Genomic DNA, 15,481 nt, shown 5'->3' with positions numbered 1-15,481 from the left:
TATGAGTGTTGATATGTTATCTTACCTATTTATCGGGGGCTCTTTCCTCCTTTATATAGGTATCGCTGTTTGGGCTCGTGCGGGCTCGACAAAAGAGTTCTATGTAGCAGGCGGTGGTGTACCACCAATCGCAAACGGTATGGCGACAGCCGCTGACTGGATGTCTGCCGCTTCGTTTATCTCTCTAGCAGGTTTGATCTCTTTCATTGGTCGTGATGGTTCAGCTTACTTGATGGGCTGGACAGGTGGTTACGTTCTGTTGGCGTTGCTACTAGCGCCTTATCTACGTAAGTTCGGTAAGTTCACTGTGCCTGACTTCGTAGGTGACCGTTACTACTCCAACACTGCTCGTACAATTGCAGTTATCTGTACGATTGTTATCTCCTTCACTTATGTTGCTGGACAGATGCGTGGTGTAGGTATCGTATTCTCTCGCTACCTCCACGTTGATATCAACACGGGTGTTGTTGTGGGTATGGCCATCGTATTCTTCTACGCGGTGTTGGGTGGTATGAAAGGTATCACTTATACACAGGTAGCTCAGTACTGTGTTCTTATCCTTGCTTTCACTGTTCCTGCATTCTTCTTGTCTGCTCAGGTAACAGGTCACTTCCTGCCGCAAATCGGTTTGGGTGCAACACTAGAAAGCGGCCAATCTGTACTTGCGACGCTGGACCAGTTATCTACTGACTTAGGTTTTGCGCAGTACACAGCAGGTAAGAAATCGACGGTTGATATCTTCTTCCTAACGATTGCTTTGATGTGTGGTACAGCAGGTCTGCCTCACGTAATCGTACGTTTCTTCACGGTACCGCGTGTTAAAGATGCACGTACATCTGCAGGTTACGCGCTTATCTTTATCGCTCTGCTTTACACTGCGGTGCCTGGTGTTGCTGGTTTCGGTCGTGTAAACCTGATCCAAACACTTAATGGTGCTGACAACGCTGGTACAGCATACGCTGATCTAGGCGAAGACCACTGGTTCAAGAACTGGGAAAATGCGGGTCTGCTAGCGTGGAATGACCGTAACGGCGATGGCAAAATCCAGTATGCTGCTGGTGCTGCATTCGACGGTAAAGGTGGTAAGCCTGCGCTGACTGAAGAGCGTGGTGAGTTTGGCCAGCGTGTTGCAAGCAACGCAAAAGCGGGTGCTGAATTTGACGCTGCGAAACAGCCGTTTGCTAACGAAGTATACGTAGACCGTGACATCATGGTACTGGCTAACCCAGATATCGCTCAGTTGCCTGCTTGGGTTGTGGCGCTGGTTGCAGCCGGTGCTGTAGCAGCCGCTCTTTCGACTGCTGCGGGTCTTCTGTTGGTAATTTCAACAGCCATCTCGCATGACTTGATGAAGAAGACAATCAATCCGAACATCACCGATAAGCAAGAGCTCATGTACGCTCGTCTTGCTGCGGTTGTTGCGATCTGTATCGCGGGTTACTTCGGTATTAATCCGCCGGGCTTCGTGGCTCAAGTAGTCGCGCTAGCATTCGGTATCGCATGTGCATCGGTATTCCCGACAATCATGCTAGGTATCTTCTACAAGCGCATGAACACGCAAGGTGCAATCGCAGGTATGCTGGTTGGTTTGATCTCAACTGTTGCTTACATGTGGTACTTCGTATGGGGTGGCGGTACAGCAGACGAATACTTCTTGGGTATCTCTCCAGGTGGTTTCGGTACTGTTGGTATGATCTTGCACTTCATCGTAGCGATCGTTGTAGCGGGCATGACGCCTCCACCACCACAAGAGATTCAGGATATCGTAGAAGACCTACGTATCCCTCGTGGTGCGGGTGAAGCTCACGCTCACTAAGATATATCTATCTTGATAGTAAAAGGGCATACCAAACATGGTGTGCCCTTTTTGTTTGTATAAGGAGATTCACGTATGCCTTCTTCATTTAATATGAACAATTTGCCGTTTAGCCTTCTTACTGAGGAGGAGCAGAGCATGCTGCGGCAAAACCTTGATATTGGCTACTTCCAAAAGGGAGAGGTGCTGATGGCGGCCGGCTCTGTGCCAGAAGGGGTGTATGTAATTTACAAGGGCCTCGTTTCTGAAAGTGAGGCGGTAGATGGTGAAGATGATGGCCAAGAGCATGTCTTCGTGCAGTACCAAGAAGAGGATTACTTCGGTGGATGGTCCGCTATTAAAGGTAAAGCGATCCATGACTTTACCGCTGTAGAGGAGACTATTTGCCACATTATTCCGACTAAAACCGTACTGGACCTTGTAGCAACAAATTCCCTTTTTGCTGACTACTTCACGCAAAATTTAGCGGCGAAAGCGGAAATCATGGAACAACACAGCGAAGACCAAGATATGGCGGAGTTTATGCTCGCTAGGGTCTGTGAAGGTGTTATTCGAGAGCCCCTTATTGTCGTTGAAGGGACATCTGTGGCAGAGACCACCAAGATGATGCGCGAGAAACATGTTGACTGTGTCTTGGTAAAGCGTGGTTCGCGCTACGGAATGGTGACAGGTACAGACCTGTTGGATGCTGTGGTAATCAACTCACTGCCTCTAGATGCTGATGTGGCTGAGATTGCCTCGTACCGTTTGATATCGATCGATCCGGATGATTACCTGTTTAACGCTCTGATCATGATGACGCAGCAGAAAATCGAGCGAATCGTGGTTATTAAGAGTCAAGAGTTGGTCGGTATTGTCGAGTTGACAGATGTGTTGAGTTTCTTCTCCAGCCATTCACATGTCATTGGCCTGCGTATTGAGCGAGCTAAGTCTGTTGAGGGGTTGCATCAGGCGGCGCAAGGTTTAAACAAGCTGATCAAGTCGCTGGTGTCGCACGGTGTAAAAACGCGTTTTGCGATGGATCTGCTCGCAGCGATGAACGGTCGTATTATGGCCAAGCTATTTGATTTGATGGTGCCACCCGATATTCAGCCTCATGTGTGCTTGATCGTGATGGGGTCTGAGGGACGCGGTGAGCAGATCATGAAGACAGATCAGGACAACGCGCTTATCTATCGTGATGGCTTAGCTTGGCCAGAAATGCATGAAGTGATGCAGCGCTTCAGTAAGCAGCTTATAGAGTTTGGTTATCCGAAATGTCCGGGAGATATCATGGTATCAAATCCTGAATGGGTGAACTCATTGGGGGATTGGACGCAAAAACTTTCGGATTGGTCATCGAGCTGGGAAGAGCAGGACCAAATGAACCTTGCGATTGCTGTGGATGCTAAGCCTGTTGCAGGTAATCCAGCACTCTTTAAAGCGGGGCGTAACTGGTTCTTTAAGTCTTTAAAAAATAACGACCTGTTTTTCTCTCACTTCGCGAAAGTTGCATTGGACTTTGATACACCGCTGACTTTCTTCGGCAACCTAAAGGACAAAGGCCAATTGGATGTGAAGAAAGGTGGCATTTTTCCGATTGTCCATGGTGTAAGAACAATTGCGCTGGAACATCGTATATTGGCGACAAACACCTTTAAGCGTCTTGAAGCATTAGCGGAAGCAGGCGTTATCGAAGAGCGCCATGCGAAGGACTTAACCGAAGCTTTAGGCCTGTTCATCCAACTGCGTTTGCGCCAGCAAATTAAACGCGCTGATGAACAGGAAGCGGGTGTTGATCTAACGCCTAATACCCTCGACCTGCAATCATTGAATAAGATGGAGCGTGACCTTTTACGGGATGCGTTTCATATCGTTAAAGGCTTTAAGAAGCATCTTGAGTTGAAATACCACTTAGGGGGCAGGTAATGATAATTCCTCGCACAATAAGAAGAATGAAAGAGAAGTTAGAGCATAAGACTGGACCTTATGCTCATCTTTTCGAGCCGTATCAAGGGGATGAAGTGGTTTCTCTTGATTGTGAAACGACGGGCTTGGATGTAAAAAACGCCGATATTATTTCGATCGGCGCAGTACGGGTTAAAGGTAATAAAGTGCTTACGAGTGAGCGCTTGGATATCAAGTTGAAACCACCTAAAACGCTTACGGGTGAGTCAATTAAAGTCCATAAGATAAGAGCTCAAGACCTAGCCGACGGTATTGAGCTAGAGGAAGCGCTGAACCAGGTGCTGGACTTTGTAGGGAATCGGCCGATTCTGGGCTATTACGTTAACTATGATATCCGCATGCTGGATAAATTTATCCGCCCGCGCTACGGATTCGGTTTACCTTCCAAGGCAATCGAGCTATCTCATGTTTACCATGACATTATCAAGTGGCGCTCGGTTGGGGGCAATATTGATCTGCGTTTCGACACAATCTCGAAACACTTAGATATCCCCATGTTGGAGCGTCATACTGCATTAGGAGATGCGATTACGGTTGCGTTGATGTATGTGCGCTTGAAGTACGGAGATCCACCTGAGGTATCTTGTTAGTCGGTTTAGAAAGGCGAGCTTTTGGCTCGCTTTTTGCTTTCTATATAGGTGCGAAAGATAAAACGCCGCTCTTACCGCCATAATAATGACGATAAAGGTTTTTCTGACGCTTGTTTACAAAGCAAAGTTACTTATAATGCCAATAAACCGACGATTCTTGGGTTAGCTATGATCGAACGTGCTGATATCAATAGTGTTCTTATGCAGATGCGTGCAATGAAAGCAGATGCACAGCAAGGTGTTATGGATGTCAATAAATTGACTCCTAATATGGCGCCTCAGCCTGTAGAAAAGACGGAAGGGTTCGGCACGCTTTTAAAGACCGCGGTGGATAAGGTTCACGAAACGCAACAGACGGCATCGCGTATGGCGACTGCATATGAGCAGGGCGATCCTAGCGTTGAGCTTACACAGGTTATGGTTCAATTGCAGAAAGCATCGGTCTCTTTTGAGGCTATGACTCAGGTTCGCAACCGTTTGGTTACAGCGTACGAAGACATCATGAAAATGCCTGTATAAGGCTGATAAGAATTAAAAACAGCAGCTATGGATAACAATACTGTCACTGTTCAAACAGGGCCCGGAAGTTTAATGGAGGGCTTTAGCAAGCTCACTATTCTGCGCCAGTTTGGCTTGATGGTAGGATTGGCCGCCAGCATCGCGATCGGTTTTGCTGTTGTGCTCTGGTCTAAAGCTCCTGATTATCGTGTGCTTTTCTCCAATCTTGAGTTTGTCGATGCGAATGAAGTCATCGAACAGCTCAAGCTCTATAACATTCCTTATAAATTTGAAGGTGATGCGCGTGCGGTCTTGGTGCCCGAAGCGTATGTTCATCAGGCCCGTTTAAAACTGGCATCCGAAGGTTTCACTGCTGATAAAACCGTGGGCTTTGAACTGCTCGACAAAGAGCAAAGCTTGGGTGTGAGTCAGTTTATGGAGAATGCCCGCTACCGGCGTGGGTTAGAGGGTGAGTTAGCGCGTACTATCTCTAGTATGGTTGCAGTACGTAGTGCTCGGGTACACCTTGCGATACCGAAGGAAACTGTTTTTGTCAGAGATCAGAAGCCGGCGAGTGCTTCAGTTTTTTTAGAGCTTTTCTCGGGACGTAAGCTTGAGCGTACACAGGTAGCTGCTATTGCTAGCCTCGTCGCATCTTCAATTCCAGCGCTGGATGTTAAAGACGTGACTGTCGTCAACCAGCGTGGTCATCTGCTTAACACGCGCGATGAAGATGAAGATGTGGTGCTGGCTGCCAAGCAGTTTGAGTATGCTCGTAAAGTCGAAGAGACGCTGTTAAACCGTGTAAACAGTATTTTGCTACCGGTTGTTGGGCAAGGGCGTTTCCGCGCTGAGGTCTCAGCGGATGTGGACTTCACCTCCGTTGAGCAAACCGATGAGTTGTATAACCCCGATCTGCCGGCGTTACGCAGTGAGCAAACTGTAGATGAGAACCGTGTTGGGGTTGCGGCTGCTCAGGGAATTCCCGGCGCACTATCGAACCAGCCGCCAGGTCCTACTGCCGTGCCTGAAGTTGCCGGTGAGGGTGCGGCGGCGCCTAACGCTCCTGTGCCCGGCAGCTCGAAAAAGCAAGCGACACGCAACTTTGAGTTAGACCGCTCTATCTCTTACACGAAACACCAGAGCGGTAAAGTTGAACGAATCACCGTCGCCGTGGTGGTTGATGATTTAGTGTCTGTGGATGCAGCATCTGGGGATTCTGTTAAAACTCCTTGGACTGAAAATGAGCTACAGCGCCTACGAATTCTCGTACAGGATGCCGTCGGTTATATGGCTGCGCGTGGCGATAGCGTTAACGTCATTAATTCTCCATTTGTTCCCGAGCAGCCGATCACAGATGAAGATGTACCAATCTGGATGGAGCCTTTCGTTTGGGATATTGCAAAGAAAGTGGGTGCTTTCTTGCTAGTGATTATCCTGATCTTCGCAGTATTGCGGCCTATTATGAAAAGCTTAGCTGCGGCGGGTGGAACGCCAGTCGATGGCGATGCTGATGGTTCTGGAGGGGTTGCTGCTGAACTAGAGGGTTTGGATAGCGGCGAGCTTGCCTCTGATAAGGTGACGTTTGGTACTGGCGGTGATGGCATGATGCCCACCCCGAATGAAAGCTTTGAATATCAGCTCAACGCTGTGCGCAGCATGATTGCTGAAGACCCAGCGCGTGTCGCGCAAGCGGTAAAACAGTGGATTGGTGACGATGAGCGATGAAGAGCTAACGGACATTGAAAAAGCTGCGATCTTGATGATCAGCTTAGGTGAAGAGGATGCAGCTGAAGTCCTTAAACACCTCGGGCCTAAAGAGGTCCAGCTTATCGGCGAAGCCATGACTCAGCTTGATAATGTCCCTCAATCGCGTGTCGAGGGTGTGGTGTCGGATTTTATGCACCTTGTCAGCGATCAAACTGGTATTGGTATCAATAACGATCGCTATATTCGCGCTATGTTGAACCAAGCGCTTGGTGAAGAGAAGGCGAAGACTTTGCTTGATCGAATCCTTGCAACCACCAACACCTCCGGCCTTGATACGATGCGCTGGATGGAGCCGCGTCAGATTGCAGAAACGATTCGCTTTGAGCACCCCCAGATCCAAGCTGTGGTGGTTTCTTATCTCGAGCCAGATCAGGCTGCCAGTGTATTGGCGTTTTTCGATGACAAAGTGCGGCTCGATATTATGATGCGGGTTGCTGCACTGGATCGAATACAGCCTCAGGCGCTGCAAGAGTTGAACGATATGCTCGAAGTACAGTTCACCAGCTCTCGTTCTGGGCAGTCCCGTGTGTTGGGTGGTGTGAAGCAAGCGTCTGAGATTATGAACTTCATCGAAAGCTCAATTGAAGCTGAGTTGATGGAGAATATTCGTGAAGTGGATGAAGGACTTGCGAATCAGATTCAAGATCTGATGTTCGTATTTGATAATCTTATCGATGTGGATGATCGGGGTATTCAGGTGATACTGCGGGAGATCTCCACAGATGTGCTTCTGCTTGCCCTGAAAGGTGCTGATAGTGCGCTGCAGGATAAGATCTATCGCAATATGTCTAAACGTGCTGCGGAGCTGCTTAAAGACGACCTTGAAGCGAAAGGTCCGGTACGTGTTAGTGAAGTGGAAGAGGCGCAAAAAGAGATTCTGGCGACGGCGCGACGCTTGGCGGATGATGGTGAAATCATGCTGGGTGGCGGCGATGATATGCTCTAGGGCTGTATAGATGGCTAGGAATGTCTTTGGGGAAAAGCTCCCTGTACGAATTAAAGCGTCTGATGTGCAGGTCACAACAGAGATATGGCAATTGCCAGAGGTTGGCCGCCATAGCGGCGTTGGTCTGCACGCAAAGACTGTTGATACCCCCGACCCCGTATCGGTTGTTGAAGAAGAGATCGTTGCAGAAAAGGTGACCTTAGCTGAGCTTGAGAGTATCCGTGAACAAGCTCGTGAAGAGGGTTTTGAAGAGGGTAAGAAAGCGGGCTACGATGCGGGGTTTCAACAAGGCCAAGAGGCGGGGCAGACACAGGGTCTTAGCGATGGTCAGCAGCGCATAGATGCGCAAATTCAACGAGTACAGGCATTGCTCGCCACTCTAGATACCCCACTGCAAGCGCAAGAAGCGTTGCTAGCAACGTTAGTTACTGAGATGGCGATTGAGGTTGCTCAGGCGGTTGTGGGCCACCAAATATCGAGCGAACCGCAAACGATACAGCTCGCTATTAGTGAGGCGGTTGCAGCCCTTCCTGAGGCATCTGGGCAGTTGATGGTGTATGTTGCATCTGAAGACTATGAGATTGCACAGCGCTTCGCTGAGCAGCAACCTACCCGCGTGACTGTTGCGGCTGATGCCTCGATTGCAGCTGGCGGTTGTAAAGTCGCGACCGATACCAGTGTTGTTGACTACTGTATTGAGCAGCGTTTTGCTAACGTAGTTGGGCAGGTCCGTCAGCGCTTACAAGGCGCTCTGCACAACCCAGCGCAAGGTACGCAAGATGAAACATCATCGCAACCTGAATGAGATTATCCAGCAGGTTCGGCAAGCTCCGCTTAAAACTCCTACACCTACTATAGAAGGCAAAATCACGCGCCTTATTGGTCTGACGATTGAGGCGGTAGGCTTACAGGTTGCTGTGGGCGATAACTGCCTTATCCATGTTTCGGACACTCAAAACATTGAGGCTGAGGTCGTCGGTTTCTCTGGAGATCGTATCTATTTGATGCCATTGCAGCCTGTTGAGGGGCTGTCGGCAGGCGCTAAAGTGACGCCGCTTGGGGCTGAGCGCAATGTACCTCTTGGGGATAACTTACTCGGGCGCATTCTGAATGGTGTAGGAGAGCCACTAGATGGACGCGGGCCTCTCAACTGCAGCGACTCCGCATCGCTAGCGGGCGAAGTGATTAATCCGTTGGAACGCCACCCTATCGACACCACATTAGATGTGGGCATTCGCGCGATTAACTCGTTACTGACTGTCGGCAAAGGTCAGCGCTTAGGTCTTTTTGCCGGTAGTGGTGTGGGTAAGTCGGTATTGCTTGGGATGATGACCCGAGCAACAGAAGCGGATATCACGATCGTGGGTCTGATCGGTGAGCGTGGCCGGGAGGTAAAGGAGTTTATTGAGCACAACTTAGGCCCAGAAGGGTTGGCGCGCTCTGTGGTGGTTGCCTCGCCGGCTGATGACTCGCCGCTTATGCGTTTACGAGCATCGCAGCTGACAACACGGATAGCCGAGTATTTTCGTGCTCAGGGTAAAAGTGTTCTACTACTCATGGACTCCCTAACACGTTATGCACAAGCACAGCGTGAGATTGCGCTTGCCATTGGCGAGCCCCCTGCCACCAAAGGTTATCCACCGTCGGTATTTGCTAAGTTACCAAAGTTGGTTGAGCGAGCCGGAAACGATGCAACGGGGCAGGGTTCAATAACCGCATTCTATACGGTGCTGACGGAAGGCGATGATCAACAAGACCCTGTGGCCGATTCGGCGCGTGCCATCTTGGATGGTCATATTGTGTTATCACGTCGTCTAGCGGAGCAAGGGCACTATCCCGCTATCGACATAGAGGCTTCGATCAGCCGTGCGATGCCGCAAGTGGTACCATCGGAGCACTTGGCGGCTGCGATGCGTTTTAAGCAGCTGTTCTCTAAATATCAGCAAAATGCTGACCTCATCGCTGTGGGGGCTTACGTGCGAGGCAGTGACCCTGATACCGACTTTGCGATTGAGCGTATGCCGACACTGCGGCAGTTTTTGCAGCAAGGGTTGCATGAGGCGATGAACATAGAGCAAAGTCTGCAATTGATGGCCATGGCGTTGCAGCCTGCTGAACCGCCTGCACGAGGTAATGGATGAAACGATCAAAACGTTTAGGCGTGGTACTCGACCTTGCTGAGCGTAAAAAAGCTGAGGCGGAGCGCTTTTTAAGCGAGCAGCTGCAGCGTGTGGAAAACGACAAGGTTCAACTTGAGCAGCTGGAGTCCTATCTGGCGCAGTATCAGCAGGAATACCAGCTTGCCTTGGCGCGCGGGCTAGCGCCGGATCAGATTCAAAACTATCAAGCCTTTCTCGGAAAACTGGCGGCCACTATCGGACAGCACAAAAAGACCATGGTGGTACACGAGGAGCAGCTCGCACAGGTTAAACAGTATTGGGCCCAGCAGTATGCTCGACACAAGGGGATTGATGCCCTGATCGAGAAGGCCAAAACTGAAGAAGAGCAGGCTGCGGACAAGGCATTCCAAAAACAGCTGGATGAGCTTAATCAACGCGCTAAACCAGCCTTTCTCTAAATTGGCCTTGTTTTTGCTGTCCCTGAGTAGAATAAAACTCAACGGGTGGCTATATGACTCCTCAGCTCAATCAAATTAGCTCGCTTTTGCAGTTGTCTAGTGGACAAGGCGGCCAGACGTTTAATCAGCTGTTACTCGGCGCAGGGGGTGCGCAGGGCGCTACGCCGCAGTTTGGCCAGATCATGTCACAACTCGGTTTTGCTCCGAATGCTGTCACACCTGAAGCGTTGGCGGAGCTTAAAAGTCAGCTTGTCGGCGGAAATCTATTGCCTGAAGGTGGCGAGCTTTTGCCGCAGGCTGCCCCGTTGAGTGCCGATGTGGCGCCAGAAGAGGGGGCGACACTCCCGCTTAGTGAGGAGCTGTTGGCGGCCATTGCGGCCTTTGCTGCGCAGTTAGAGCGCTCAGGCGAGCAGCCCAGTCGGCCCTCTAGCCCAGTCACAGATGGTGTGGTGCAAACGGCGGTAGCGGATAGTTCCTCGCAGGGAGTGTCGCCCACCACCCAGGTGCCGTCCTCTCAGTCATCTGAGTCTGCAAAAGATAGCGCAGTAACAGGCCCTCAAGCGCAAGACGTGCGCAGAACGGTTGAAACGGCGGGTCGCGGATCAGATGAGCAATCCGTTACGCCGCAAGAGCCTGATCTTTCAAAGGACGTACCTGTTTTGCCAGCGACGCGAGCTATCGAGCCGAAGGGACAGCCGATACAAGCGTCCGCTGATCAGCTTCAGCCGGACAAGAAGCCGGCACCTATCGCAGCAGCTACTGTCGCGCCAACTCCAACGACCGCTAAGGTAGCGCCTGATCAGGCAGAGCCAAGCATCAGAGCAGAGGTGTCTGTTGAGAGTCCTGTGGCTCAGGAGCGCGACGTTGTTGATACAGCGCCAAAGAGTGCACCTAGCGCACAAACTACCGAACAAGCAAGTACAGCGCCTGCTAAGCAAGATATAGCCCAAAATACGGAACCAGACACTCGTGGTGATGAGTCTGCTGTACACGAACAGGGCACTGCTGCTGAGGCGCAAGCGGCTAAATCACCTGTAAACGAAACGGCATCAGTAGCGGGTACTTCTGCCCCACAATCAGTTGTCGCAACACCTTTGCCACCACGTGAAGCAGGAAGGGAATCAGGTAAAGATGCGAGCCGCACCGAGCGCTCGCAAACGGATCGCGTTAATGTAGCGAGTTCAGCGACTGCGCAGCAAGACGTGGTAGCAAAGCCGACCACTGATAATCGGCCAGAACAATCCATTCATCGCCCTACTCAGTCTGGCATTATCAATAACCAGCCACAGGGCCCTCAAAATACTGCAGCGCCAGAGCTGTTGGTCGCTGAACGCGAGTCGACCTCTGCCGCAAAAACAGCCGAGCCTGCAAGCAAAGATACAGGGCTTAGCAAAGTGTTAGAGAGCTTTACGCTCGGTAGCTCGCATCAGCCGACCTTAGTTAGGCCGAGTGCTGAGGTTCAAGCACGTATGCCGCAAGGGATGTTGCCAACACATCCTCAGTGGCAGCAGGCTGTATCTGAACGCGTAGTTTGGGCCGCCGGACAGCAAGTTCAAACGGCGACGATTCAGTTGGATCCGCCTGAATTAGGGAGTTTGCAGGTTAAGTTACAAGTCACCCAAGAGGGTGTGAACGTTAGCTTTACCTCTCCTCATGCGAATGTGCGTGATGCGGTGGAGCAAAGCATTCCGCGTTTGCGCGAAATGATGGCAGAGCAGGGGCTTGATCTTGCTGAATCTTCTGTAGGAGATCAGTCATCATCGCAGGATCGAGGTGCGCAGAATGGTGAATCTGGCGGCCAGTATGTCGAGGGAGGAAGTGGTGCACCTGACACTGGCCAAAATGCACCGATGAATCGCGCTCAAAACCTGAATTTAGTCGACTATTACGCGTAACTCAGTTCGCGCTATCTCTATGTTATATTTATACTATCCTAGTATGTTCGTGGATGAATGAGATAATAGGTTAGGAGATTTAGCATGGCAGAAGAGCAGGCAGCAGAAGAAGCAACTGAAGGCGGTAAGTCGAAAAAGAAGATGATCATCTTTATCGCTCTAGGTGCAATTCTTGTAGCGGCACTTGGTGCTGGCGGCGCCTTTTTCTTTTTGAGCGGTAATAGTGAGGAAGCGGCAGCTGAGGTTCCAGCGGAGCCAGTGCGTCAAGCAGCGATTTACACCAAAGTCCGTACCTTGGAAGGCAAGCCCTCTTTTGTAGCAACGCTCCAGTCTAGTGATGGCAAACGTCATTATATGCAAGCATTTGTTGAGGCTAAAAGCCGTGATCAGGCAGTAGCCGATGCGCTGACCTTACACATGCCGCTTATCGTGTCGCGGTTAAATGCGCTTTTTGCAAGTCAGCAGTTTGAAACCCTGCAAAGTGTTGAGGGTAAGCAGCAACTGCGTGACGCATCCACTGAGCTTGTGCAAAGTATTTTGCAAGAGAAGATTGGTAAGCCAGGCATCGAGATGATCCTGTTTACCAATTTCGTGATGCAGTAACCCAGCTGGGATAACGTTGTAATGTCGGTTAAAGACCTTCTCTCTCAAGATGAGATCGATGCGCTTCTTCACGGTGTAGACGATGGTGATGTCGAGACCTCTGAAGAACCTGAAGAGCTCGAAGAGGGGGAGGTTCGTCCCTATGATCTAGCGAGCCATGAGCGAATCGTTCGTGGCCGCATGCCAACGCTCGAAATGATCAATGAGCGCTTCGCACGCCATACTCGCAATAGCCTTTTTAATTTGCTACGTCGCCCCGCTGATGTCACCGTTGATGGTGTGCAGGTGATGAAGTACGGAGACTATATCCATACACTTTATGTTCCTACGAGTATGAACCTTGTGAAGGTTCAGCCGTTGCGGGGCACTGCATTGGTGATCATGGATGCCAAGCTCGTTTTTAAGTTGGTGGACAATTTCTTTGGTGGTGATGGGCGTCATGCCAAGATTGAGGGGCGCGATTTTACGCCGACGGAAACACGCCTAGTTCACAAAGCGCTCAACCTCTTTTTTACTGACTTAGAAGAGGCGTGGCGTCCGGTGATGGGGCTTGAGTTTGAGTATATCGGCCATGAGATGAACCCAGCGATGGCAAATGCCGTCAGCCCCAGCGAGGTTGTGGTGGTGAGTACCTTTCAAGTCGATCTTGAGGGTGGTTCGGGCGAATTTCATATCACTATGCCTTACTCCATGCTGGAGCCGATCCGCGAGGTACTGATTTCCGGCTTCCAGCCAGCCGAAGACGAGAAAGATTCCCGTTGGGAGCATGCATTGCAGCGCGATATTATGCTTGCACCATTGGCGATCAACTTGGCTGTTGCTGAGCGCGAGATGACATTGCGCGATATCATGGAGTTTGAAGCGGGCGACATCATCCCAATTGAGATCCCCGAGCATCTAACACTCAAAGCCAATTCAGTACCGCTTTTCCAGTGTAAAATGGGCACATCTCGCGGTAATCTAGCAGCAAAAGTAACCAAGCAAATATCTAATAACGACTAAACGAGTCTGAGTGAGTTCATATGAGTGATGAAAATGTCGATCAGGAAGCGATGGCTGATGAGTGGGCAGCAGCGATGGCGGAGCAGACGACAGCAGCGGAGTCTGTTGATCTTGATGAACTGACAGATGACTCCCAGCAAGTTGCTGATCCAAAGCTAGATGTCATTCTGGATATTCCTGTGACGTTGTCGATGGAAGTGGGTAATACAGATATCTCTATCCGCAATCTGTTGCAGCTAACGCAGGGGTCAGTTGTTGAGCTGGATCGCGTCGCTGGTGAGCCATTAGATGTGATGGTGAACGGCACGCTGATCGCACATGGCGAGGTGGTGGTTGTGAATGATCGCTACGGTATTCGCCTAACCGATGTTATCAGTCCGCAAGAACGCATCAAACGCTTGCGATGAGAGCTTTCACGCGCTTCATTGCTTCACTTGGGGCTTTGGGATCAACAGCAGCTCTTGCTGCTGAGCAGCCAACGCTTGCAAAAGGGCAGGAAGTTTTGACAGGCTCGTCGATAGCTCAGGTCATACTGGCGCTAGGTGTTGTGTTGGCGGCTATCTTTTTGCTTGCTTGGTTAGCTAAACGGATTAACGGCGTGCATGCCGCGCATCAGCAAATGAAGGTAGTGGCCACGTTAGCTGTAGGTACTCGTGAGCGTGTCATGCTTGTTCAGGTTGGCGAGAAGCAAGTGTTGCTCGGCGTAACCGCAGGCAGTATTTCCCATCTTGCCTCATATGATGAGCCGGTCATCCCTCAAGACACTCCCAAAGAAACGTTTGCCGTGAGCCTTAGACAGGCGATGCAGCGGGAGGATAAGCCGTGATCAGGTTGTTATGGCTGCCTCTATTCCTGTTATCCCCGTTAGCTTTTGCTGCTGATGTTGGCATTCCGGCTGTGAGTGTTACGAACACCGAGGATGGAGCAAACTATAGTGTAACGCTGCAGATCCTGTTCTTGATGACGATGCTGACGTTCCTACCAGCCATTGTCATGATGATGACCTCCTTTACACGCATCATCGTTGTTTTTGCGATTTTGCGCCAAGCGCTGGGCTTGCAGCAAACGCCATCGAATCAAGTGTTGGTGGGGCTATCGCTATTCTTGACCTTCTTTATTATGAGCCCGGTGCTTGAGGAGATTAACCAGCGCGCAGTGCAGCCTTACATCAATGAAGAGTTGGCGCCACTAGAGGCGGTGAAGCGCGCGAGTGAGCCGCTGCATGATTTTATGATTCACCAAACGCGTGAGAATGACCTGAATCTATTTATGCGTCTGTCTGATTCGCCGCCGGTTGCCAGTGCCAGTGAAGTGCCTTTCTTTGTGCTTGTGCCAGCGTTCGTGACCAGCGAGTTAAAAACAGCTTTCCAGATCGGTTTTATGATCTTTATCCCGTTCTTGGTCATTGATTTAGTGGTAGCCAGTGTTTTAATGGCGATGGGTATGATGATGCTGTCGCCTGTGATTATCTCATTGCCGTTTAAAATCATGCTGTTTGTACTGGTGGATGGTTGGGCGATGATTATCGGTACGCTGGCAGCGAGCTTCGGGCTATAGGAGGCGGTATGACACCACAGTTAATCCTTGATCTGTTCGGTGAAGCACTATGGTTAGTGGTGCTGCTGGTGTCTGTCATTGTGTTGCCAAGTTTGTTGGTGGGTTTATTGGTTGCGATTTTTCAGGCGGCCACACAAATCAACGAGCAAACCTTGAGCTTTCTGCCGCGTTTGATTGTTATCTTGTTAATCGTCATGGGGATGGGGCCGTGGATGGTCAATAAATTGACGGATGAGTTTAACAGGATTTTCGAAGCCATCCCTATCATGATCGGCTAGC

Annotated in this window: 16 protein-coding genes; all 16 read left to right on the top strand. The window is 50.4% G+C overall.

The genetic code is table 11. The annotated features are described in order from the left end of the window. Position 1 precedes the first annotated feature (1 nt). The 16 genes from E4L36_RS08560 (at position 2) to fliQ (ending at position 15,480) form a co-directional block, all read left to right on the top strand. Positions 2-1,816, top strand: a complete 1,815-nt coding sequence (locus E4L36_RS08560) for a sodium:solute symporter family protein (protein ID WP_136680266.1) — start codon at positions 2-4, stop codon at positions 1,814-1,816. 75 nt (positions 1,817-1,891) lie between these two features. Further along, positions 1,892-3,724: a DUF294 nucleotidyltransferase-like domain-containing protein gene (locus E4L36_RS08555; protein WP_136680265.1), complete on the top strand. Its 1,833-nt coding sequence runs from the start codon at positions 1,892-1,894 to the stop codon at positions 3,722-3,724. Then, positions 3,724-4,353 carry a 3'-5' exonuclease gene (locus tag E4L36_RS08550; protein WP_127694457.1) on the top strand — a complete coding sequence of 210 codons (630 nt, stop codon included), beginning with the start codon at positions 3,724-3,726 and terminating at the stop codon, positions 4,351-4,353. The genes E4L36_RS08555 and E4L36_RS08550 overlap by 1 nt, the downstream gene beginning before the upstream one ends. A 168-nt stretch (positions 4,354-4,521) precedes the next feature. Then, complete coding sequence (gene fliE, locus E4L36_RS08545; RefSeq protein ID WP_127694458.1) at positions 4,522-4,872, top strand: flagellar hook-basal body complex protein FliE; 351 nt, start codon at positions 4,522-4,524, stop codon at positions 4,870-4,872. A gap of 27 nt (positions 4,873-4,899) precedes the next feature. Continuing rightward, positions 4,900-6,579: a flagellar basal-body MS-ring/collar protein FliF gene (fliF, locus tag E4L36_RS08540; RefSeq protein ID WP_127694459.1), complete on the top strand. Its 1,680-nt coding sequence runs from the start codon at positions 4,900-4,902 to the stop codon at positions 6,577-6,579. After that, positions 6,569-7,567 carry a flagellar motor switch protein FliG gene (fliG, locus tag E4L36_RS08535; protein WP_127694460.1) on the top strand — a complete coding sequence of 333 codons (999 nt, stop codon included), beginning with the start codon at positions 6,569-6,571 and terminating at the stop codon, positions 7,565-7,567. Before fliF ends, fliG begins: the two co-directional genes overlap by 11 nt. 10 nt (positions 7,568-7,577) lie before the next feature. Then, entirely contained in the window at positions 7,578-8,372 is a 795-nt protein-coding gene (locus E4L36_RS08530; protein WP_136680264.1) for a flagellar assembly protein FliH, read from the top strand. Continuing rightward, on the top strand, positions 8,347-9,708 hold the full coding sequence (gene fliI / locus E4L36_RS08525; protein WP_136680263.1) for a flagellar protein export ATPase FliI: 1,362 nt from the start codon (positions 8,347-8,349) through the stop codon (positions 9,706-9,708). Before E4L36_RS08530 ends, fliI begins: the two co-directional genes overlap by 26 nt. Then, on the top strand, positions 9,705-10,145 hold the full coding sequence (gene fliJ / locus E4L36_RS08520) for a flagellar export protein FliJ (RefSeq protein ID WP_136680262.1): 441 nt from the start codon (positions 9,705-9,707) through the stop codon (positions 10,143-10,145). Before fliI ends, fliJ begins: the two co-directional genes overlap by 4 nt. 53 nt (positions 10,146-10,198) lie before the next feature. Beyond that, on the top strand, positions 10,199-12,040 hold the full coding sequence (locus E4L36_RS08515; protein WP_136680261.1) for a flagellar hook-length control protein FliK: 1,842 nt from the start codon (positions 10,199-10,201) through the stop codon (positions 12,038-12,040). Positions 12,041-12,124: 84 nt separating this feature from the next. After that, positions 12,125-12,643: a flagellar basal body-associated FliL family protein gene (locus E4L36_RS08510; protein ID WP_136680260.1), complete on the top strand. Its 519-nt coding sequence runs from the start codon at positions 12,125-12,127 to the stop codon at positions 12,641-12,643. A 21-nt stretch (positions 12,644-12,664) separates the two neighbouring features. After that, entirely contained in the window at positions 12,665-13,645 is a 981-nt protein-coding gene (fliM, locus tag E4L36_RS08505; protein WP_136680259.1) for a flagellar motor switch protein FliM, read from the top strand. A 20-nt stretch (positions 13,646-13,665) separates the two neighbouring features. Next, positions 13,666-14,052 carry a flagellar motor switch protein FliN gene (fliN, locus tag E4L36_RS08500; RefSeq protein ID WP_136680258.1) on the top strand — a complete coding sequence of 129 codons (387 nt, stop codon included), beginning with the start codon at positions 13,666-13,668 and terminating at the stop codon, positions 14,050-14,052. Then, positions 14,049-14,471 carry a flagellar biosynthetic protein FliO gene (gene fliO, locus E4L36_RS08495; protein ID WP_136680257.1) on the top strand — a complete coding sequence of 141 codons (423 nt, stop codon included), beginning with the start codon at positions 14,049-14,051 and terminating at the stop codon, positions 14,469-14,471. Before fliN ends, fliO begins: the two co-directional genes overlap by 4 nt. Then, positions 14,468-15,202, top strand: a complete 735-nt coding sequence (gene fliP, locus E4L36_RS08490; RefSeq protein WP_127694469.1) for a flagellar type III secretion system pore protein FliP — start codon at positions 14,468-14,470, stop codon at positions 15,200-15,202. Before fliO ends, fliP begins: the two co-directional genes overlap by 4 nt. Positions 15,203-15,210: 8 nt before the next feature. Continuing rightward, positions 15,211-15,480 (top strand): flagellar biosynthesis protein FliQ, encoded by a 270-nt coding sequence (gene fliQ / locus E4L36_RS08485; RefSeq protein ID WP_136680256.1) that lies wholly within the window; start codon positions 15,211-15,213, stop codon positions 15,478-15,480. The last annotated feature ends 1 nt before the right edge of the window (position 15,481 follow it).

The sequence above is a fragment of the Neptunomonas sp. XY-337 genome (assembly GCF_004959845.1).
In the GTDB taxonomy this organism is placed as follows: Bacteria; Pseudomonadota; Gammaproteobacteria; order Pseudomonadales; family Balneatricaceae; genus Neptunomonas; species Neptunomonas marina.
This window is presented reverse-complemented; position numbering and strand designations above follow the sequence as displayed.

What these genes read in the sequence shown, in the direction of transcription:
- E4L36_RS08560 (WP_136680266.1), top strand. Translation starts at nt 2, where the DNA reads ATGAGTGTTGATATGTTATCTTACCTATTTATCGGGGGCTCTTTCCTC.
- E4L36_RS08555 (WP_136680265.1), top strand. Translation starts at nt 1,892, where the DNA reads ATGCCTTCTTCATTTAATATGAACAATTTGCCGTTTAGCCTTCTTACT.
- E4L36_RS08550 (WP_127694457.1), top strand. Translation starts at nt 3,724, where the DNA reads ATGATAATTCCTCGCACAATAAGAAGAATGAAAGAGAAGTTAGAGCAT.
- fliE (WP_127694458.1), top strand. Translation starts at nt 4,522, where the DNA reads ATGATCGAACGTGCTGATATCAATAGTGTTCTTATGCAGATGCGTGCA.
- fliF (WP_127694459.1), top strand. Translation starts at nt 4,900, where the DNA reads ATGGATAACAATACTGTCACTGTTCAAACAGGGCCCGGAAGTTTAATG.
- fliG (WP_127694460.1), top strand. Translation starts at nt 6,569, where the DNA reads ATGAGCGATGAAGAGCTAACGGACATTGAAAAAGCTGCGATCTTGATG.
- E4L36_RS08530 (WP_136680264.1), top strand. Translation starts at nt 7,578, where the DNA reads ATGGCTAGGAATGTCTTTGGGGAAAAGCTCCCTGTACGAATTAAAGCG.
- fliI (WP_136680263.1), top strand. Translation starts at nt 8,347, where the DNA reads ATGAAACATCATCGCAACCTGAATGAGATTATCCAGCAGGTTCGGCAA.
- fliJ (WP_136680262.1), top strand. Translation starts at nt 9,705, where the DNA reads ATGAAACGATCAAAACGTTTAGGCGTGGTACTCGACCTTGCTGAGCGT.
- E4L36_RS08515 (WP_136680261.1), top strand. Translation starts at nt 10,199, where the DNA reads ATGACTCCTCAGCTCAATCAAATTAGCTCGCTTTTGCAGTTGTCTAGT.
- E4L36_RS08510 (WP_136680260.1), top strand. Translation starts at nt 12,125, where the DNA reads ATGGCAGAAGAGCAGGCAGCAGAAGAAGCAACTGAAGGCGGTAAGTCG.
- fliM (WP_136680259.1), top strand. Translation starts at nt 12,665, where the DNA reads ATGTCGGTTAAAGACCTTCTCTCTCAAGATGAGATCGATGCGCTTCTT.
- fliN (WP_136680258.1), top strand. Translation starts at nt 13,666, where the DNA reads ATGAGTGATGAAAATGTCGATCAGGAAGCGATGGCTGATGAGTGGGCA.
- fliO (WP_136680257.1), top strand. Translation starts at nt 14,049, where the DNA reads ATGAGAGCTTTCACGCGCTTCATTGCTTCACTTGGGGCTTTGGGATCA.
- fliQ (WP_136680256.1), top strand. Translation starts at nt 15,211, where the DNA reads ATGACACCACAGTTAATCCTTGATCTGTTCGGTGAAGCACTATGGTTA.